This is a genomic window from Streptomyces sp. NPDC048637 (assembly GCF_040650675.1).
Classification (GTDB): domain Bacteria; phylum Actinomycetota; class Actinomycetes; order Streptomycetales; family Streptomycetaceae; genus Streptomyces.
Window position 1 is genome coordinate 123,263 of record NZ_JBEZHQ010000003.1, and the last position, 18,388, is coordinate 141,650.

The 18,388-nt window shown below is 69.5% G+C and carries 19 protein-coding genes; 12 read left to right on the top strand and 7 right to left on the bottom strand.

The annotated features are described in order from the left end of the window. Nucleotides 1-41: 41 nt before the first annotated feature. Complete coding sequence (locus AB0C46_RS05755) at nucleotides 42-458, bottom strand: DUF2795 domain-containing protein (RefSeq protein WP_362825961.1); 417 nt, start codon at nucleotides 456-458, stop codon at nucleotides 42-44. A gap of 278 nt (nucleotides 459-736) precedes the next feature. Here AB0C46_RS05755 and AB0C46_RS05760 point away from each other — a divergent pair, with 278 nt between their 5' ends. After that, the gene (locus tag AB0C46_RS05760; RefSeq protein WP_362825962.1) at nucleotides 737-1,876 is read left to right on the top strand and encodes a Vms1/Ankzf1 family peptidyl-tRNA hydrolase; all 1,140 of its coding nucleotides are present in this window, start codon (nucleotides 737-739) and stop codon (nucleotides 1,874-1,876) included. Between the two features lie 93 nt (nucleotides 1,877-1,969). Continuing rightward, entirely contained in the window at nucleotides 1,970-2,098 is a 129-nt protein-coding gene (locus tag AB0C46_RS05765; RefSeq protein WP_362825964.1) for an LPFR motif small protein, read from the top strand. A gap of 96 nt (nucleotides 2,099-2,194) precedes the next feature. Here the strand turns inward: AB0C46_RS05765 and AB0C46_RS05770 are convergent, their stop codons facing one another. Together AB0C46_RS05770 and AB0C46_RS05775 are read right to left on the bottom strand one after the other, a co-directional pair. Beyond that, complete coding sequence (locus AB0C46_RS05770) at nucleotides 2,195-3,652, bottom strand: MFS transporter (RefSeq protein WP_362825965.1); 1,458 nt, start codon at nucleotides 3,650-3,652, stop codon at nucleotides 2,195-2,197. Then, nucleotides 3,649-4,596 (bottom strand): nucleoside hydrolase, encoded by a 948-nt coding sequence (locus AB0C46_RS05775; protein WP_362825966.1) that lies wholly within the window; start codon nucleotides 4,594-4,596, stop codon nucleotides 3,649-3,651. The genes AB0C46_RS05770 and AB0C46_RS05775 overlap by 4 nt, the downstream gene beginning before the upstream one ends. 344 nt (nucleotides 4,597-4,940) lie before the next feature. Here AB0C46_RS05775 and AB0C46_RS05780 point away from each other — a divergent pair, with 344 nt between their 5' ends. From AB0C46_RS05780 to AB0C46_RS05790, 3 genes are all read left to right on the top strand, one after another. Continuing rightward, nucleotides 4,941-5,960 carry a LacI family DNA-binding transcriptional regulator gene (locus AB0C46_RS05780; protein ID WP_362825968.1) on the top strand — a complete coding sequence of 340 codons (1,020 nt, stop codon included), beginning with the start codon at nucleotides 4,941-4,943 and terminating at the stop codon, nucleotides 5,958-5,960. Between the two features lie 331 nt (nucleotides 5,961-6,291). Further along, entirely contained in the window at nucleotides 6,292-6,810 is a 519-nt protein-coding gene (locus tag AB0C46_RS05785; RefSeq protein ID WP_362825970.1) for a lytic polysaccharide monooxygenase auxiliary activity family 9 protein, read from the top strand. A gap of 178 nt (nucleotides 6,811-6,988) precedes the next feature. After that, nucleotides 6,989-7,936, top strand: a complete 948-nt coding sequence (locus AB0C46_RS05790; protein ID WP_362826429.1) for a hypothetical protein — start codon at nucleotides 6,989-6,991, stop codon at nucleotides 7,934-7,936. A 196-nt stretch (nucleotides 7,937-8,132) separates the two neighbouring features. On the opposite strand, the gene AB0C46_RS05795 is transcribed toward AB0C46_RS05790, so the two are convergent. Then, nucleotides 8,133-8,561, bottom strand: coding sequence for a DUF779 domain-containing protein (locus AB0C46_RS05795; RefSeq protein ID WP_362825972.1), 429 nt, complete (start codon nucleotides 8,559-8,561; stop codon nucleotides 8,133-8,135). 375 nt (nucleotides 8,562-8,936) lie between these two features. Between AB0C46_RS05795 and AB0C46_RS05800 the strand changes: the two genes are divergently transcribed. The 5 genes from AB0C46_RS05800 to AB0C46_RS05820 all read left to right on the top strand — a co-directional run bounded on the left by AB0C46_RS05800 (nucleotide 8,937) and on the right by AB0C46_RS05820 (nucleotide 14,247). Further along, nucleotides 8,937-11,852 (top strand): AAA family ATPase, encoded by a 2,916-nt coding sequence (locus AB0C46_RS05800; protein WP_362825973.1) that lies wholly within the window; start codon nucleotides 8,937-8,939, stop codon nucleotides 11,850-11,852. Between the two features lie 386 nt (nucleotides 11,853-12,238). Then, nucleotides 12,239-12,619, top strand: coding sequence for a hypothetical protein (locus AB0C46_RS05805; protein WP_362825975.1), 381 nt, complete (start codon nucleotides 12,239-12,241; stop codon nucleotides 12,617-12,619). A 77-nt stretch (nucleotides 12,620-12,696) separates the two neighbouring features. Then, nucleotides 12,697-13,398 (top strand): hypothetical protein, encoded by a 702-nt coding sequence (locus AB0C46_RS05810; protein ID WP_362825976.1) that lies wholly within the window; start codon nucleotides 12,697-12,699, stop codon nucleotides 13,396-13,398. A 42-nt stretch (nucleotides 13,399-13,440) separates the two neighbouring features. Next, the gene (locus AB0C46_RS05815; protein ID WP_362825978.1) at nucleotides 13,441-13,827 is read left to right on the top strand and encodes a hypothetical protein; all 387 of its coding nucleotides are present in this window, start codon (nucleotides 13,441-13,443) and stop codon (nucleotides 13,825-13,827) included. A gap of 39 nt (nucleotides 13,828-13,866) precedes the next feature. Continuing rightward, nucleotides 13,867-14,247: a hypothetical protein gene (locus tag AB0C46_RS05820; RefSeq protein WP_362825980.1), complete on the top strand. Its 381-nt coding sequence runs from the start codon at nucleotides 13,867-13,869 to the stop codon at nucleotides 14,245-14,247. Nucleotides 14,248-14,349: 102 nt separating this feature from the next. On the opposite strand, the gene AB0C46_RS05825 is transcribed toward AB0C46_RS05820, so the two are convergent. Genes AB0C46_RS05825 through AB0C46_RS05835 form a run of 3 tightly spaced genes read right to left on the bottom strand, consistent with a single transcriptional unit; the run spans nucleotide 14,350 to nucleotide 15,750 of the window. Next, nucleotides 14,350-15,207, bottom strand: coding sequence for a class I SAM-dependent methyltransferase (locus AB0C46_RS05825; protein WP_362825982.1), 858 nt, complete (start codon nucleotides 15,205-15,207; stop codon nucleotides 14,350-14,352). A 17-nt stretch (nucleotides 15,208-15,224) separates the two neighbouring features. Then, nucleotides 15,225-15,569: a VOC family protein gene (locus AB0C46_RS05830; RefSeq protein ID WP_362825984.1), complete on the bottom strand. Its 345-nt coding sequence runs from the start codon at nucleotides 15,567-15,569 to the stop codon at nucleotides 15,225-15,227. Between the two features lies 1 nt (nucleotide 15,570). Next, nucleotides 15,571-15,750, bottom strand: a complete 180-nt coding sequence (locus AB0C46_RS05835; RefSeq protein WP_362825986.1) for a CopG family transcriptional regulator — start codon at nucleotides 15,748-15,750, stop codon at nucleotides 15,571-15,573. 141 nt (nucleotides 15,751-15,891) lie between these two features. Here AB0C46_RS05835 and AB0C46_RS05840 point away from each other — a divergent pair, with 141 nt between their 5' ends. Both AB0C46_RS05840 and AB0C46_RS05845 read left to right on the top strand, forming a co-directional pair. Next, nucleotides 15,892-16,449, top strand: coding sequence for a PadR family transcriptional regulator (locus AB0C46_RS05840; protein WP_362825987.1), 558 nt, complete (start codon nucleotides 15,892-15,894; stop codon nucleotides 16,447-16,449). A gap of 189 nt (nucleotides 16,450-16,638) precedes the next feature. Continuing rightward, nucleotides 16,639-18,363: an acyl-CoA dehydrogenase family protein gene (locus tag AB0C46_RS05845; protein WP_362825989.1), complete on the top strand. Its 1,725-nt coding sequence runs from the start codon at nucleotides 16,639-16,641 to the stop codon at nucleotides 18,361-18,363. Nucleotides 18,364-18,388: the final 25 nt, after the last annotated feature.

Consider the following 18,388-nt stretch of genomic DNA (forward strand, 5'->3'; position numbering starts at 1 on the left):
TGGCTCCCGGCAGCGCCAGGACGGGCGGACCGGCCCCGGCCTCAGGCGCGCCGGTGTTCCGTCGCGATCCCGACGGCCTCGGCGATGCTCTGCACATTGCCGAACCGCTCGTGTGCGGGCAGCCGCTCGGCCATGGTGACCAGCCGGTCCGGTGCGTTGTTGCGCCGAAGGGTCTCGATGATCGCCATTTTGTCGGCCGGGTACAGGCTCCGACCGAGGTGCTGGGCGAGTTCGGAGCGCAGCCCGACATCCTGCTCGGTCATTCCGCTCGGTGTGCCGCCCCGGAAGTCGCTCTCGGGGGACCACGCCGCCACCGGCTGGTCCTCGCCCGCCGGCTGGAGTTCATGCTCCTCATCCGTCCGCAGGGAGCGCTCCGCGGTCAATTGCCCCCGTAGTTGCTTCTTCATCATGTCGTCCCGGGCGGGGCCGGTCTTGTCCGTTCCGTGTTCCATGACCATGGCTGCCTCCGGCTCCACGAGTCATAAGACCCGTCGCGTTACTCCCAGTTTCCCTGGTCCCCCAGCCCTAACAACCCGGCGGCACTGTTTCAACCATGTTCAACCATGCACACGGAAATCGCGCGGACAGCCACGGAACGTAATGGCAGACGCATTTGTCCTTGATGCATACGCCTTTCGGGAACGGGAATTCGTAAGGCAGCCCACCGCACACCGATGACAGCCGACCGCACAACGGGAGAATCCACGGAATCCGAGGAAGCCAAGGAGGCAGCGCCATGCGACTCTCGCTCCTGCAACCGGTCATCGACCGGCCAGGCCCCTGGGCATCCGTCTACGCCGATATCTCGCACAGCACCGAGGACGCCGCAAAACAGCAAGAGTTGACGGCGAGCGCCACCACGGCGCAGTTGTTCGCGCTCGGCGCGGACGAGGCCACCTGCGGTGCGGTGCACGAAGCACTGCTCACGCGGCACGAAGGCGATCCCGGGGAGCACTCCGGGCGGGTGCTGTTCGCCGCCCACGGGGTGATCGTGCTCGACACCCCGCTCCCCGGGCCCCCGGCCACCCCGTTCGCGGCCTGGGGGCCGGTGCCCAGAGTGACGCCCTTCCTGGCCGCGGTCGGCGACGACCCGGTCTGCCTCGTGGTCCGTCTGGACCGGGCGGGCGCGGACTTCGCCGTACTCGGCGAACGGGGCACCGTGGACGCCGGTCAGGTCAGCGGCGCCGACTGGCCCCTCCACCGCACCGCCTCGGGCGACTGGTCCGAAGGGCACTTCCGCGCCAAGGTGGAGAACACCTGGGAACACAACGCGGGTGAGATCGCCGACGCGGCGCGCAAGGCGTTCGAGGAGTGTGGCGCCGAGGCCATCGTCCTGATCGGCGACGCCCGCGAACGCCACCTGGTGCACGACAAGCTGCCCGAACCGCTGCGCGCCCTCACCTACGAGAGCGAACACGGCGGGCGGGCACCCGGCGCCGAGAGTACGCTGGTGAACCGGGACATCGCCCAGGTCAGGGCAGTTCAGGAACGTGAGCACATCGCGCAGGTGGCGGACCGCTTCCGCACCGGTGCGGGGCCGGGAGGCAAGAGCGCCCCGCACGCCGCGGCCGGCATCCCCGCCCTGGTCGAAGCAGCCCGGGAACACCGGATCGACACCTTGCTGGTCAGCCCGCACGGCTCGGACATCGCCCGGCAGGTCTGGGTGGGTTCCAAAGCCGATCAACTCGGCGTACGGGGAACGGAGTTGCCGCACCTCGGCGAGACCCGTCCGGCAGCCGCCCGGGCGGACGACGCACTGGTGCGGTCGGCGGCCGCGAGCGGCGCCGACATCGTGGTGGTCCGTGACCCCGAGCGAGCACCGTCCGGCGGGCTCGGCGCCATCCTGCGCTGGACGGACGAAGCGGCACCCGGGTGACCTGCCGCCCCGGCAGGCGCTCCCGGCCCATCGACCCGGCCGAACGGCGACCCATGAGGTGTGGTGCCGGACGGCCATGACGGAGGTTCAGTCATGTTGCAGGCGATCGCAGATGTTCTCAGGTCGATCGGCGGTGCCATCGCCACCGTCGTCACCCTGCCGTTCCGGGCCGTGGCCCGGCTCTTCGGCGGGGCCTCGGACACGGCGCGCGGACACCACTGACGCGGGCGCGGACACCCTTGCCGGCGGACACCGCAACGGACCGCCCGCCGGCCGGGAAAACCGGTCGGCGGGCGGTCCGTTGCGTACGGCGGTGCCTCAGCTCTGCGCTTCGGCCGCCACCGGCTTCGGGATCAGGAAGGACGTCGCAATGGCCGCGGCCAGGATGACCACGCCCGCGATCATGCCGGCGGTGTAGCCGCCCGACGACGACGGATCCGCCGGTGACGCGGCGGTCTTGACCGCGTACAGGAGCGCAAAGCTGAGTCCCGCGCCGAGGTTGAAGGCGCCCGCGTTCAGACCGGGCAGGAAGCCCGGGTTCTCGCTGGGGGACAGGACGATACCCAGCCCGTTGAGGACGATGTTCGCCACGCCCGCGTAGGCGATGCCCACCAGGATGGACGTCACCAGCAGCAGGATCTGCGACTGGCTGTGCATCGTGAGCAGCATCAGGGCGACCGTCGCCACCGAACCGACCAGGCCGAACCGCAGGATGCGGCCGTAGCCGAAGGTCGCGGCGAGGCGGCCGGCCAGCGGGCCCATGGCCAGTCCGGCGAGCGCGTACGGCGACAGCGTCCACCACGCGGACTGCTCGGCGCTCATCCCGAGACCGGCCTGTGCGTCCTGGGCGAAGGCCGGGATCAGCCCGTTCATGACGGCGAACACACCGGTCATGGTGAGCACGGTGGTCAGCAGGGTCGCCCAGGTCGCACGCTGCTTGAGGTGCCGGGTGGCGACCAGCGGGTGCGCGCTGCGGTTCTCGGTCCGCCAGAACAGGGCGAAGGCGGCCGCAGCCGTCACGAGCAGGACGGCGATCAGCGGCCAGTCGGCGGCGGCCAGTTTGCCCGCCTCGTTGAGTGCGGTCAGCAGCGAGCCGACCGAGATCACGAGCAGTGCCACTCCGGGCCAGTCCATCCGGGTCGCGGCGGGCGCCTTCGACTCGGGGGTCAGGGTGGCGACCAGGACGGTGGCCAGGGCGGCGACGACCGCCATCGCCCAGAACACCGACTGGAAGCCGTGGCGGTCGGCCAGGTAGCCGCCCGCGAGGGAGTCGACACCGGCGATACCGCCGTTGACGGCGGTGATCACGCCGAGCAGGGTGCCGTACCGCTTCGGCTCCCGCACCTCCACCCGCAGCATGATCAGACACAGCGGGACGACCGGACCGCAGACACCCTGGATGATGCGGCCGGCGAACAGCATCGGCACGCTGGTCGCCAGCGCGGCGACGACGCAGCCGACGACCATCAGGCCGAGCATCCCGGCCAGCACCCGGCGGCGCCCGATGACATCGCCCAGCCGCGGGAGAAAGAGCGAGAACAGCGCCGCCGAGGTGAAGAACGCGGTCTGCGTGAGGCCGATCTCCGCGGAGCTGGCCCCGAGGGTGTCCTCGATGTTCTTCAGCGCGGGGCTGAGCATGCTGGCGTTGAGCTGGAAGGCGAAACAGGCGGCGAGCAGCGCGGCCACCAGCACGCCTATGCGGACTCCGGACCCGCCGCCGGTCCCCTCGACGGGGCGCCGGCCGGTGGAGGTGCTCACCTCGGTGGAAACGTTCATGCCTCGACGTCGCCGATCCGCTCGAGCGCGTCCACGACGAGATTCCAGAACCGCTCGTGGTCGAGCGTGACCGCGACCTGGGTGGTGCAGTCGTCCGGGGCGGGCGCCCGGAAGTCCGTGACGGTCATCCCGGCCGTCAGCGCGCCGCGCAGCTCGATGTCGACCGGGGCCTTGCGTACGGTCATCACGTCCGGGTCGATCACGTAGGCGACCGCGCACGGGTCGTGCACCGGAGGGTGCTCGAAGCCCTGGTTCTCGCGGTAGGCCTCGCGGAAGAAGTCCAGCAGCTCACCGACGAACCGGGCGGGGCGGGTGCCGACCGCGGTGATCTTCGCATCGACCTCGGGGGTCGCCAGCGCCTGGTGCGTCAGATCGAGGCCGACCATGGTGACCGGCCAGCGCTCGTTGAAGACGATGTGCGCGGCCTCGGGGTCGATGATGATGTTGAACTCGGCGACCGCGCTCCAGTTGCCCTCGTGGTAGCCGCCGCCCATCAGGACGACCTCACGGACCCGCTCGGCGATCCGCGGCTCCTTGCGCACGGCCAGCGCGATGTTCGTCAGGCCCGCGGTCGGGACGATGGTGATCTCACCGGGCTCGTGGGACATCACCGTGTCGATGATCAGGTCCACCGCGTGCCGGCGGTCCAGCTCGATGGCCGGCTCGGGCAGCTCGGGGCCGTCGAGACCGGTCTCGCCGTGGATGTCCGGCGCCGTCTCGATGGCCCGGACCAGCGGACGCGGGCAGCCGGCGGCAAAGGGCACGCCCGTGATCCCGGCGATCCGCGCCACGGACAGGGCGTTGCGGGTCACCTTCTCCAGCGTCTGGTTCCCGACCACGGTCGTCACGGCGACCAGCTCGACGTCGGGATTGCCATGTGCCAGGAGCATGGCGATCGCATCGTCATGCCCCGGGTCGCAGTCGAGGATGATCTTTCTGGCCAACGGAAGAGCCCCTTTGCTCTGCTGCTCGGAAATGTGGTCCCGAAGGTGGTGGGTGCGGGCCGGTATGGGCTCCGGCGCACCGCGCGCCCGGCGGTCGCCCATGGCGAGCCCGGGCGGGAAGTCAGCGACGAGCGAGCAGCATGGGAAAACGTTCTCCGGAAACTTGACCCATGGACCTGCCGGTTGTCAACGGTTCAATCTCTGCCCTACCGGGTGCTTTCGGGACGAAGTACGGCCGGTGTGACGGGGAGATCCACCTCTCACGGGACAACGTTTGCCAGGCATGCAAGGGGGCGTATGCTCCCTCCGGTTCGGGCGGACCGAGCGGAGGGAGCCGGGAGACGGTGGCCGAAGTCACGTTGAAGGATGTCGCGCTGGCGTCGGGCTGCTCCATTGCCACGGTCTCCCGCGTGCTGGCCGGTACCCGTCCGGTCGGCGTCGAGACCGCCCGTACCGTACGCGAGGCGGCCGAGCGGCTGGGCTACCGGCCCAACCAGGTGGCCCGTGCCCTGCGCAGCCGCTCCACCGGCACCGTCGGACTCGTCCTGCCGCAGATCACCAACCCGTTCTTCCCCTCCCTCGTCCGGGAGCTGGAGCATGCGCTGCACGCCGCGGGGCGGGCCGTGCTGCTCGCCGACTGCGACGACGACCCGGTGACCGAGGCGGCCCGGATCGGCGCGTTCCTGGGGCGACAGGTCGACGCGCTGCTGCTGATACCCGTCGATGAGCGGCGCAGCCGGGAGGCGGTGGCAAGTGCGGCCGCCCAGGTGCCGCTGGTGCTGCTCGACCGCGGCTGCGGCCCCGGCGTCGCGGACTCCGTAGCCGTCGACAACGCGGCCGGTATGGCCCTGGTACTCGATCATCTGGCCGCCACCGGTCGCCGCCGTCCCTGCTTCGTGGGTGCCGCCGGGACCGCGTCGGCGGCGGTGGAGCGGCGCGCGGCATACGAGACGGGAGCCGCGGCGCTGGATCCCGCGGCCCCGGGGCGCATCGAACTCGGCGACTTCTCGGTGGAGTGGGGACGCGCCGCCGTCGACCGCGTCTGGCCGTCCCGGCCGGACGCCATGATCTGCGCCAATGACCTCATTGCGGCCGGTGCGCTGCAACGTCTGCGGCAGCTCGGTGCGGACGTACCGGGCGAGGTCGCCGTCACCGGCTTCGACGACATTCCGCTCGCCGGTCTCGCCGACCCGGCGCTGACCACCGTCCGCCAGCCGGTCGGCGAACTGGCCGCCGAGGCCGCCCGCCTGCTGAGCCACCGGCCGCTCGCCGGACAGCCCGGACCGCGGCGCACGGTCCGCCTCGCACCACACCTGGTCGTACGGGCCTCCAGCGCACCCGCCGGCGCCCCCTCGGCTCACTGACCGGGGCGCATGGGAGGCAGGCAGTCAGCTGTCGCTGGATGGCCGGTCGCTGGATGCCTGACACGACGTCAAGAATGGCGCAGTCAAGGCAGGTTGGGGTCTAAAGGGGCCGGGCGTGCACGGCTTCCGCGACGCTCGCGTCCGGCTCGGCAATGCCCTGCCGCGCCCCTTGACCGTACGCGGTCAGCGAGTAAAGTCTAGACCAATCGGTGTACACCCTCGCGTCACCCACCCCACACTCAACGAGGCTTCCTCCGGGCGGACGTGCGGCGCCGCGGCGGCGTCGAGTCCCCCGTTCTCGCGTGGCGGCCTCCCTCGCGAAAGGGTTGACATGCACAGGAAAGGAAGGCTGGCCCTTGCCCTCGGTGCGGGAATCGCCCCGCTGCTCGTCGTCACCCTGCCGGTCAGCCCGGCGAGTGCGCACGGCTATGTGTCCTCGCCGCCCAGCAGACAGGCGCAGTGCGCCGCGGGCACCGTCGAGTGCGGTCCCATCAAGTGGGAGCCGCAGAGCGTCGAGGGCCCCAAGGGGCTGACCAGCTGTAGTGGGGGAAACAGTCAGTTCGCCGAACTCGACGACGACAGCAAGGGCTGGAAGGCCACCCCGATCGGCAGCTCCCAGACCTTCAACTGGCGGCTGACCGCCCGTCATTCGACCAGCACCTGGCAGTACTTCGCCGGCGGGAAGAAGGTCGCCGAATTCAACGACGGAGGTGCACAGCCGCCGGCGACGGTCTCGCACACCGTCAACTTCGGTGGCATCACCGGCAAGCAGAAGATCCTCGCGGTCTGGAACATCGCCGACACCGCGAATGCCTTCTATGCCTGCATCGACGTCACGATCGGCGGCTGACCTTCCGTCCCTTCCCGACCCTCCCTCGTCCCCTCTTTCCCTCCCGTCCCCGCCGCCTCGTCTCCCTGCGCCGGTCACCGCCGTGAGCGGCGGCAAGCAGGGCGGCGAGCCCGGCGGCGCACCCGTTACGATCGGCCCATTCATGGCCGTTGTGCGTGGCCGCTGCCGGGAGGAAGAGATGGGCCTGTTCCGCCGAGGACCGAAGCGGGATTCCCGCGACCTGGCACGTGACGGGGAGTTCAGCTTCTTCTCCGAGCGTGAGGGCGGTGTCTTCAGATCACAGGTCCGGCAGGCCTTCGCGGAGCAGGGGCTCGAAGTCACCGCGTACGCGGGCGTGGTCACCGACTCCGCGGGCCGGCAGTTCGGCCTCGGCAACCTCGCGGCGGTGTGCCACCGCGACCGGCGCGGTGAGCGCAGCTGGCCCGCGCTGATCCGGGACCACGTCGGCAAGGTGCTCCGTACGATGGACGGCCCGCAGCCGCTGGAGATCCTCAGCGAGGACGAGATCCGGGCCTGTCTGTACCCCCGTGTGGTCGCCCAGGAGACGCTGCCCGCCTCGGACTCCTTCCGCTACGGGCGCGCCCCGGCGCCGGGGCTGCGGGAAGTGCTCGCCCTTGATCTGCCCGAGGCGGTGCAGATGCTCAGCGAGGACTCCCTGACCGATTTCGGGGACGTGGCCGAGCTGCGGATCCGGGCGATGAACAATCTGCGTGCGCTGCCGGTCGAAGGACATGAAACGGTGCGGCGCGGCGACGGTTCGGCGTTCGAGGTGCTGCTCGGCGACTCGTTCTTCACCGCGAGCCGGGTCCTGGTGCTGGACGAACTGGTGCAGCGGATCATGGGCACCGAGCTCACACCGGACGGTGCGCTGGTCGCCCTGCCCTTCCGGCACCAGCTGGCGTTCCACCGTATCCACGACGCTCAGGTCATCCCGGCGCTGCAGGCCATGGCACAGTTCGCGGCGGCCGGCCACGAGGACGCGGCGGGCGCCATCAGCCCCAGGGTGTTCTGGTGGCGCCGGGGCGTGATGACCCCGCTGAGCGAGCCGGACGGTGACGGGCTGCGGGTGGTGGCGGATGCGGACTTCCAGGAGCTGCTGGAACGGCTGGTGCAGGGCGAGGCCTGAACGGTGAGGCGGACCGGACCACGCCCGGCCGCACAAGATTTCTTGCGAAATCTCCACCGTGAGGGAACCTGAACCGCCGCTCACCCGTTTCTAAGAGTGAGGCCCCACGCTCTCCCCCGTGCGTGGGGCCTCACTCTGTTCCTTCCCGGCGCGCTCCCGGCACCTCCCGGCCGCTCAGCCGCCCGCTCGCACCGCTTCAGCCGCCGAGCCCCGCGCGTTCCTCCTCGGTGAACAGCCGCGAGCGGATCAGGAAGCGCACCCCCTCCGGCGCCTCCAGCGAGAAGCCACTGCCCCGCCCCGGTACGACGTCCACCGTCAGATGCGTGTGCTGCCAGCGCTCGAACTGGTCCGCCGACATCCAGAAGCCCACCTGCTCCTGCACGCCCGCCACGTCCAGCCGGGCCAGCAGCACATCCGACGATCCCGTACGGAAATCCCCTGCCGGGTAGCACATGGGGGCGCTGCCGTCGCAGCAGCCGCCGGACTGGTGGAACATCAGCGGGCCGTGCTGCTCCCGCAGCAGACGCAGCAGTTCGGTCGCCGCCGCGGTGAGCGCGATACGCGCAGCGCCCGCCGGGGCCGCGGCGTCCCTGGCGGCCGTCTCCCACCCGTCGCCGCCGCCCATCAGAAGCCGCCCGGCTTCTTCGTGGAGCGGCTGACCGGCAGGTTCGTGGTCCCCGGTGGGTACATGTGTCGGTCCTCTCCTGACCATTCCGCTGCTGACCAGCGGAAACAGAGGTAGTTCGGCAGGGCGGGCAGGCCGCCCGGAACCCGCCGGGATCCTGCCCACCGAGCCGCCTGGGGGCGGCGGTCCAGTGAACTCCCTGCAAGGTTGCGGCATGGTTGCATGCGGCACCGGGGGGGCGACGGCAGGCGCCGGTCCGCGCGCCGGTCGTCAGGCGCGGGCCGTGGGCGGAATCTGGGCGACCGGTTCAGGCAACCGTGATGGTCGTCGGCTCGTCTCGCAGGCCAGACGAGAACGATGAGAGTTGAGCAACTGGTGACGTTCGCACATTCCCGCGATGCGTGCGGTGACGACTGGCCGTTGGTGGGGCGCGAACGCGAACTCGCTGCCATGGACGCCGTGGCAGCCGACGTGTTGTCCGGCGGTCCTCGGGTCGTACAGCTCGAAGGGTCGGCCGGCATCGGTAAATCGTCCCTGCTGAGCACCTGGTGGGAGCGTAACGAGCAGTTCCGTGTGCTGCGGGCCCGCTGCCACCCCCTTGAGCGCGAATTCGCCTTCGGTGCCGTCCGGCAGCTGTTCAAGCCGCTGCTGGCGGCAGCCTCCGAAACCGACCGGGCACGCCTTCTGGAAGGGTCCGCGGCGGCCACGCTGCGGGCCCTGGACGATGCCGCTGTCACGGATCCGCCCCCGGAGTCCGCCAATGTGACCGCCGCAACGCTGCGGGAACTCGACGCACTGGTCTCCCGGCTGTCCCGCCGGCGGCCCCTGCTCCTGGCGGTGGACGCCCTGCAGTGGATCGATCAGCCGTCACTGCGCTGGCTGGTCCATTTCGTCGGGCGGGCGGACAGCCACCCCGTGCTGATCGCCGTGACCACCCGGAGCGCCGAGGTCAGAAGACTCGATCCGCTGTTCGCCGAGCTCGTCCGGCCCGCGAACTGCCACACCCTCGTCATGGAGCCGCTGGACGTGGACGGCGTGCGACAGCTGGTGCGGACGGTATGGGGCGCGCAGGAGCCCGACCCGGCCTTCTGCGCCGCCTGTCACGCCGCGACCGGCGGGCACCCGCTGTTCGTCCGCGCCCTGCTCCACCAGGCACAGCGCAGCGGCGTGCAGCCGACGACGGAGTTCCGGGACCGGATCCCCACGGTCCTGCTGTCCACGCTCGGCGGGGAGATCTCGCACCGGCTGTGCCAGGCGTCCGACGAGGTCGTGGCGCTGGCGCGGGCGCTGGCCTTCCTGGGCGACCGCAAGCCGCCGGAGCTGCTCGCCGCGTACTGCGGGACCGGGCGGGCCGTGGTGCAGTCGGCGGCCGAGGAGCTGCGGTCGCTCGGCCTGCTGCGGGCCGACGGTGAGCCGCACTTCACCCATCCCGTCGTCCGCGACACCGTGCTGGCCACGCTGTCTCCCGAGGAGCTCGGCGTCGGCCATGCGCGGGCGGCCCAGGTGTCCTGTCTGAGCGGACGCCCTGATGAGGAGGTCGCGGCCCATCTGCTGGCGGCCGGCCCGGTCCACGGGTCGTGGGTCCTGCCGGCGCTGCGCAGGGCAGCCACGGAGGCACTGCGCCGCGGCGCACCGGAAACGGCCGTGACCTATCTGCGTGCCGCCCTGAACCAGCCGCTGGACGAGGCCGAGCGTGCCCGCGTGCTCCTGGAAGTGGGCACCGCGGCCAGCTATTACGACGCCGCGCTGGCCATCTCCTGCGTCACCGGCGCGCTCGAAGGGCTGACCGACGAGGCGGCCCGCAGTGACGCCCTGGGGGTGCTCGCCTACTCGCTGCTCCTCTCCCGCGGCTCCCGTACGGACCTGTCGAATGTGGACCGGAAGATCGCGGCGCTGTGCGACCGGCGCACGGCGGACTCCGGGGCCGCCGATCGCGAACTGACGCTGCGGATGAGTGCGCTGCGCTCGTGGATGGAGTTCGAGCGGCCGTCCGTCAGACGCCCGGCCCCGCTGCTGCCCCCCGGCACGGACAACGACCTGGCCGACTGCACCGCGGGGGAACGCCAACTGCTAGCGATCCGCGCCTTCCGCGCCCTGCAGGCAGCCCTGCCCGCCCCGTACGTCGTCGGTCTCATCGAGCGGGCGTCCGTCAATCTGCCGGCGTTCTCCCATGACCTGTTCCCGCTGCACTACTTCGTCGCCCAGACGCTGCTCTACCTCGACGAGCTCGATACGGCCGATCGGCTCAACCGCCATCTGGCACAGGAGATCTCGGGCCGGGGCATGGAACTGCTGGTCTCCTCGCTGACCGTCTACCGGGCTGTGCTGGCGCTGCGCCGCGGGGATGTCACCGAAGCCCTCGGCACAGCTCAGGACGCCGTGGACCAGGCTCCCCCTACCGGGAGCCTGCCGTACGCCTTGACCCTGGACACGATCAGGATCGACGCCCTTCTCGCACAGGGCCGGGTCGAGGCCGCCGAGAAGGTCGCGGGCGCCCATTCCGTGGCGGGGCAGCCCGAAGTGGCGTGGGAACGGCCCCGGTTCCTCATGAGCCTGGCCGGACTGCGGATCGCTCAGGGCGATCTGCGTACGGGGCTTTCCCTGCTCCGCGAGTGCGGTCACCACTGGGAGGCGGCGGGGACGGTCAGCCCGGCGATGTCTCCGTGGCGCTCCCGCGCCGTGGCGGTCCATCTCGCCCTGGGGGAGACCGACTCGGCCCATGCACTGGTCGAGCAGGAGCTGGACCTCGCCCGCCGCTGCCAGATCCCACGGGCCCTCGGGGCGGCGCTGCGGGCGGCGGGAACGGCGGCGAACGGACCCCAGGGGCTCGACCTGCTGGCCGAAGCCGTGACCGTCCTCGGCCCCACCCCCGCACGCCTCGAACTCGCCCGCACCTTGCACGACTTCGGGGTGGCCTTAATGCGCCGCGATGACAAGCGTGGCGCCCGCAGGGCACTGCGCCAAGGCCTGGACCTTGCCGTCAGGTGTGGTGCCACGATGCTTGCCACGCGGATGGGCGAGCAATTGCACCTCGCGGGCGGGCGCGTCGCCAGATCCGGGGGGCGGGGAATCCGGGTGCTCACCGCAGGGGAGGAGCGCGTCTGCACACTGGCAGTCCGGGGATTCAGCAACAAGCAGATCGCCGAACTTCTCGTCGTTTCGCTGCGGACGGTGGAAACCCACCTCACCGGCGCCTACCGCAAGCTCGGCATCACCGGGCGCCCGCACCTGGCGGCCGCGATGGCCCATGCGGACCGGTCCCACCCGGGGAGTGACCCGACAGCCTCCTGAGGGCGGGCCGGCAGACGCCCCTGCCCAACAGGCGCGGTCCTACCGCTGCTACCGCTGCTACCGCCGGTCCTACCGCCCGGTCCTGGAGCCCGCACCGCGACCGACTGGGGAAAGCCCCTCATCCTCCGATGAGGGGCTTTCGGTATGTCCACGGGCCGCCACCGGTCCTGTGGTCCGCGGGGACAGTGAGCTGTGGGCCCTCGTGGTCCGAAGCCGTGGTTCCTGTTTTCTTCCGGCATTCCTCGTGGTTGTCCCGAGGGGCGGCCTCCGGGTACCGAAGTCTTAGCCGGAATCAATTGATTCGCCGTCCCTCTCATGACTTACTCATGTCTTACGGCGTCGAATTCTTCGGACGCCGCCAGACAGTGCCAGAGGGAGTAGTAACCGTGCAGGTCAATCATCGGGCCGTATTCGGTCTGCTTGCGGTGGGTGCCGCGTGTTTCTCCACCGTACTCTCCGCTCCCGCCGCTTATGCGGGATCCGACAACTACATCCAGATCACCAACAGCGGCGCCTTCCTCGCCAACACCTGCTACAAGTGGCGTGACGCCGAGGGTAAGAACTACTGCCACAAGGTCCGGCCGGTAGGCGATACCTGGAGGGCGTATTTCCCCGCGGAAGCGACCGGCGCCAAGATCGACCTCAGTACCAGCATCGTGGACTACGCCACGGTGGACACCACCTCGGTGAGCGACACCAACAGAAACTACTGCTACACGCTGACCGGCGCCGTCGACCGGCCGAAGATCGAGGAAACGGGCTGCTGAACGCAGACAAAATGGGGAGCGTCGCCACAGCACTCTCCGCCGAATCGGTTTCCGCCAGTAACAGAATGAGGAAAACGTTGATTTCCACCACTGCATCCCGAGTGGGTCTCGCACTCGGTGCCGCCGGCATCGCGCTTGCCCTGGCTGCGCCCAACGCACTGGCCGCGCAGGGCTCCGGCCTGACCGATGTCAATGGCCACACCGACAAGTGGCTGGAGGGCGGGAGCCCCTCCGTCACTTACGACAACGGTTACAAGGTGGACTCCGCGGAAGAAGTCAAGCGCGCACTGGCACAGTGCGGTGGCAGTCAGGTGTCGTGCACATCGACGACCACGGAATCCAAGCAGGTAACAAAGTGGTTCGACGTGGACAACGCCGGTATGGGCGTCGGTCCTATTCAGAACTGCACTCCAGGGGCCGCGGAGATAAACCAGACGCTCAGCGGAACGAAGACCTTCAGCTGGGGATGGAACGTCGGCGCCAATGTCGATGTCACCCTGGTCAAGGACGTGCTGAAGGTGGGCGCCTCCGCGCAGTACAGCGAAACCAACACCGAGTCGAAGAGCGGTGACATCAGGATCACCATCAAGCCGGAGACTAAGGGGATGCTGAAGATGGGCCATGACATGGAACAGGCTGTCGCCGATGTGACCATCCAGGGGGGTGAGTTCGGCGGCGCGAAGATCACCGGTCTGCGCACCGAATTGCCTCTCAACACGTCAGCGCGGGCGGACACCGACGTGGTCGCGTGCGGCGCCACCCTGATGAACGGGCGCTGAGCCGCCGGTCCTCTTCGCACAATATCCAAGAAGGGTAATTCTGTGCGCAATGCAAAGAAGTCGGTGGCCTACGGTGCCGCCGCCCTGGGGCTCGCACTGGCCGGCGGAGCGATGACTGCACCGTCCGCCGCGGCTGCCGGCTCGGGCAAGTACATCAGCTTCACCAACAACGGCTGGTTCATCGCCGAAACCTGCTACCACTGGACGTCCTCGACGACCCCGGACTCCTGTGACAAGGGGAAGGCCATCGGCACGGACTGGCGGGTGGAAATCCCCGATGACGCCAAGGGCGTCAAGGTCGAGGTGACGGTGGACGGGCAAATAGCGGGTGCCAATGTGTCGCCGCAGATCACCGACTTGAGCCGCAACTACTGCTACGAGCTGAGCGGTTACACCTGGGGCCCGAAGCGAACCGACAAGGCCTGCTAGGGCATGTCCGGACCATCGACACAAGAGGTGAACTCCAGCATGCGAAGCACGAAGCGTTCCCTGGCCTACGGTGTTACCGCCCTGGGCCTCGCCCTGAGCGGCGCGGTACTGACGGCGCCCTCCGCCGCTGCCTCCTCGGACAACTACCTCCAGTTCGACCACAATGCGGCGACTCTCATCGACACCTGCTACGAGTGGCAAGGCCCGGAGGGAATAGAGAAGAAGAACTACTGCCACAACTACCGGCCGGTGGGCGACAGCTGGAAGGCGTATTTCCCCCCGGAGGCAACCGGGGTCACGGTCAAGGTGCACTGGACGGGCGGCTCCACACCGCTGTACATCAAAGAGGCCGACAAGAACCACTGTTACAAGATCGACGGCATCCTGCCGAGCATCCACGTCCTCGATCTGAAGTGCTGAGCAACTGACCCTGCGGGGCCCGTTGGCGTCTTCCGCCAACGGGCCCCGCGCCATGCCGCCAAATCCCCGCACCATGTCGGAAGACGTGGTGGCCGTAGCGCGTCAGGTGGTGGCCACCAGTAGGTCCTCTCCGCTTGACGGGCGGAGGCCGTCGGTCCGATCGGCGAAATAGCGTTCGGCAAGCACGCTTCCCGACACGTGCCGGGCGTCCCTGAAGCCGGCGTCGCGGGCCAGTGCCAGCATCTCCTGCGGGGAGTAGAAGCTGATGAACGGCGTTCCGGCTGCCTGCGCCCGTGGTTTGGTCGCCTCAAGTGCGGGGCGATCGGCCTCATCGACGAGGTCGGTCGGCAGCATGAACGTCATGGCGAGCGTCGAGCCGGGGGCGAGTCCGGCGAGCCGGCGCAGGGTCGCCGCGTTGGCGTCTTCGGTGAGGTACATGGTGACGCCGGTGCAGACGACGACCGCCGGCCGGCCGGGATCGAAGCCGGCGTCGGACAGCTGCTCCCACCAGTCCCCGCCCGCCTCGAAGTCGACCGGCACCAGTCGCAGCCAGTCGGGGATCCCATGACCGAGATCGATCAGGCGTTGGCGCTTCCAGGCCTGGGTGTCCGGCTGGTCGATCTCGAACACCCGTAGACGGGCGGCGATCTCCGGCCTGCGCTGGGCAAAGGTGTCCAGCCCGGCCCCCAGGACGACGTACTGGGTGATGCCGTGGCCGACCTGCTCCGCAACCAGGTCCTCGATGAAACGGGCGCGGGCCACAATGGCCGCCCGGAACCCGCTGGTGCTGCGCGGGTCCATGTCCGGGCGGCGCTGCCATCCCTCATCAGGGGCCGCCAGCTGCAGCCCGGTCTCGTCCTCGAACACATGGGGCGGCGGATCGACCTGCACATGCATCGCCCGCCAGAGGGCGACCCGCACCGCGGTGCTGTCCGGCACCTCGTTCTGCTCGTCTGCCACGGTCTCCCTCTCCTCGCTCAGTTTTTGGCCGGCGCCTGGAGGCTCCACAGGCGTCCGTCGGGGTCACGGACCGTCATCTCCGTGGTCCCGTAATGGGTGTCCTCGAACGGCGTGACCACCTCGACGGCAGGATCGGGACGGAACGCCTCCGCGTCGGGCACCTTCAGCACGATCTGCGTCCGGGGCTCCCGGTCCTCGGGGACCTCGGCGATGAACACGTAGGGGCCGTCGCCCTTGCGGAGTTGGCCGGAGTTGTGGTCGGTCGAGAACTCCAGCGCGAAGCCCAGGGCCTGGAAGAACTTCGCCGCCTTGCCCCAGTTGTGGGTCTCCAGGAACACGGCCTCGATGCCTTCGGTCGCCATGTCAGGTCTCCTTCTCAGACGATTGCTGCCGCTGCCCATGGGTGTCGTCGAGGTAGGCACGCAGGGCGGCTGCGACCAGCGCCGAGAGGGACGAGCCCGACTCGATGGCGTGATATTTGACCTGCTTGATCAGCCCGACCGGCAAGTACACGTTGAACTGCTTCACCTCTTCGTCACTCACGGAGAGGATGCTAGCACCCTAGCAATCTAGATTGCTAGCATTGCCCGAAAGGGTGTTGCCGGGGAGCGCGCGCTGGTGAGCCGTGTCTCACCCGGGCGAGGCCCCTTGTCTATGCAACAAGTTGCATAGAAGGATCGGGGTATGGCGCTCGAACACGCGATCCTTGTCTCTCTGCTGGAGAAGCCGGGCTCCGGCTATGAGCTGGCCCGGCGGTTCGAGCGGTCCATCGGATACTTCTGGACCGCCACCCACCAGCAGATCTATCGCGTCCTCAAGCGCATGGAGAGCGACGCCTGGATCGACGTCCGTGAGGTGCCGCAGCAGGCCAGGCCGGACAAGAAGGAGTACTCCGTCGCCGCTCTCGGCCGCGCCGCGCTCTCCGAGTGGCTGCATGAGCCGATCGAGCCCGAGAGCGTCCGGCACGACCTCGCCGTCAAGATCCGCGGTGCGGCCTTCGACGATCCCGCCGCACTGATCCGTGAGGTCGATCGGCACCATCAGATCCACACCGACCGCCTCGCGCACTATCTGGCGGGGGAGCGGCGTGACTTCACCGGCCCCGAGGCCCCCGCACCGCCCGACGCCGGTCAGGAACTCCAGCACGTCGTGCTGCGCGGCGGCATCGCCTACGAACGCATGACGCTCGCCTGGCTCGACGACGTACTCGCCACCCTCCACCGACTCCGCCCGCAGTGCTGAAGGGGCGCCGGATGGGCAACTCACCCTCCCCGCACCCGCGTTCGGGACAGCGCCCGGAGCGCCCCGCCCAGACCACCACCCTGCAGACCGCAGACCGCAGACCGCAGACCGCAGACCGCAGACCGCAGACCGCAATCCGCAATCCGCAATCCGCAATCCGCAACCCCTGAGCCGGAAAGGCGACCATCCATGGCCGACCCGCTGCTGTTCAACCCCCGCACCTACGACCCGGCGCACTTCGACCCCGAGACCCGCCGGCTGCTGCGCGCCACCGTCGACTGGTTCGAGGAGCGCGGCAAGCGCCAGCTGATCGAGGACTACCGCTCCCGCGTCTGGCTGTCGGACTTCCTGGAGTTCTCCACCAAGGAAGGGCTGTTCGCGACCTTCCTCACCCCGGCCTCCGCCGCCGCCGACGGACAGCAGGACAAGCGCTGGGACACCGCCCGGATAGCGGCCCTCAACGAGATCTTCGGCTTCTACGGGCTCGACTACTGGTACGCCTGGCAGGTCACCATTCTCGGCCTCGGGCCGGTCTGGCAGAGCGACAACGCCGCCGTCCGCAGCCGCGCGGCCGAACTCCTCTCCCAGGGTGAGGTGTTCGCCTTTGGCCTCTCCGAGAAGTCCCACGGCGCCGACATCTACTCCACCGACATGCTCCTGGAGCCCGACGGTGACGGCGGCTTCCGCGCCAGCGGCTCCAAGTACTACATCGGCAACGGCAACGCCGCCGGACTCGTCTCCGTCTTCGGCCGCCGCACCGACATCGAGGGCCCCGACGGCTATGTCTTCTTCGCCGCCGACAGCCGCCACCCGGCGTACCACCTGGTGAAGAACGTCGTCGACTCCTCGAAGTACGTCAGCGAGTTCCGCCTCGAGGACTACCCGGTCGCCGCCGGCGACATCCTGCACACCGGCCGCGCCGCCTTCGATGCCGCCCTCAACACCGTCAACGTCGGCAAGTTCAACCTCTGCACCGGCGCGATCGGCATCTGCGAGCACGCGATGTACGAGGCCGTCACCCATGCGCAGAACCGCATCCTCTACGGCCGTCCCGTCACCGCCTTCCCCCACGTCCGCCGCGAGCTGACCGACGCCTACGTCCGCCTCGTCGGGATGAAGCTGTTCAGCGACCGCGCCGTCGACTACTTCCGCTCCGCGGGCCCCGACGACCGCCGCTACCTCCTCTTCAACCCGATGACGAAGATGAAGGTGACCACCGAGGGCGAGAAGGTCATCGACCTGATGTGGGACGTGATCGCCGCCAAGGGCTTCGAGAAGGACACCTACTTCGCCCAGGCCGCCACCGAGATCCGGGGCCTGCCGAAGCTGGAGGGCACGGTCCACGTCAACCTCGCCCTGATCCTCAAGTTCATGGGCAACCACCTCCTGAACCCGGCCGAGTACGAGGCGGTGCCGACGCGCCTCGACGCGGCCGACGACGCGTTCCTTTTCCAGCAGGGGCCGGCCCGCGGCCTCGGCGCCGTACGCTTCCACGACTGGCGCACCGCCTACGACGCCTTCGCCGGGGTGCCGAACGTCGCCCGCTTCCGCGAACAGGCCGACGCCCTCTGCGAGTTCGTCACCACCGCCGCCCCCGACGAGGAGCAGAGCCGTGACCTCGACCTGCTGCTCGCCGTCGGCCAGCTGTTCGCGCTGGTCGTCCACGGCCAGCTGATCCTGGAACAGGCCCGTCTGACCGGCCTCGACGAGGACGTGCTCGACGAACTGTTCGCCGTCCTCGTCCGCGACTTCTCCGCGCACGCCGTCGAGCTGCACGGCAAGGACTCCGCCACCGCGGCACAGCAGAGCTGGGCGCTGGGCGCGGTCCGCCGTCCGGTCGTCGACGACACCCGTTCGACGCGCGTCTGGCAGCGGGTGGAAGCCCTGGCCGGGGCGTACGAGATGGCCCCGTAACGACGCCGCAACCCGGCTGCCCGCA

Coding starts and splice junctions, on each gene's coding strand:
- AB0C46_RS05785 (WP_362825970.1), top strand. CDS start 6,292: ATGCACAGGAAAGGAAGGCTGGCCCTTGCCCTCGGTGCGGGAATCGCC.
- AB0C46_RS05790 (WP_362826429.1), top strand. CDS start 6,989: ATGGGCCTGTTCCGCCGAGGACCGAAGCGGGATTCCCGCGACCTGGCA.
- AB0C46_RS05845 (WP_362825989.1), top strand. CDS start 16,639: ATGGCCGACCCGCTGCTGTTCAACCCCCGCACCTACGACCCGGCGCAC.
- AB0C46_RS05830 (WP_362825984.1), bottom strand. CDS start 15,569: ATGGCGACCGAAGGCATCGAGGCCGTGTTCCTGGAGACCCACAACTGG.
- AB0C46_RS05820 (WP_362825980.1), top strand. CDS start 13,867: ATGCGAAGCACGAAGCGTTCCCTGGCCTACGGTGTTACCGCCCTGGGC.
- AB0C46_RS05770 (WP_362825965.1), bottom strand. CDS start 3,652: ATGAACGTTTCCACCGAGGTGAGCACCTCCACCGGCCGGCGCCCCGTC.
- AB0C46_RS05760 (WP_362825962.1), top strand. CDS start 737: ATGCGACTCTCGCTCCTGCAACCGGTCATCGACCGGCCAGGCCCCTGG.
- AB0C46_RS05765 (WP_362825964.1), top strand. CDS start 1,970: ATGTTGCAGGCGATCGCAGATGTTCTCAGGTCGATCGGCGGTGCCATC.
- AB0C46_RS05840 (WP_362825987.1), top strand. CDS start 15,892: ATGGCGCTCGAACACGCGATCCTTGTCTCTCTGCTGGAGAAGCCGGGC.
- AB0C46_RS05795 (WP_362825972.1), bottom strand. CDS start 8,561: ATGGGCGGCGGCGACGGGTGGGAGACGGCCGCCAGGGACGCCGCGGCC.
- AB0C46_RS05755 (WP_362825961.1), bottom strand. CDS start 458: ATGGTCATGGAACACGGAACGGACAAGACCGGCCCCGCCCGGGACGAC.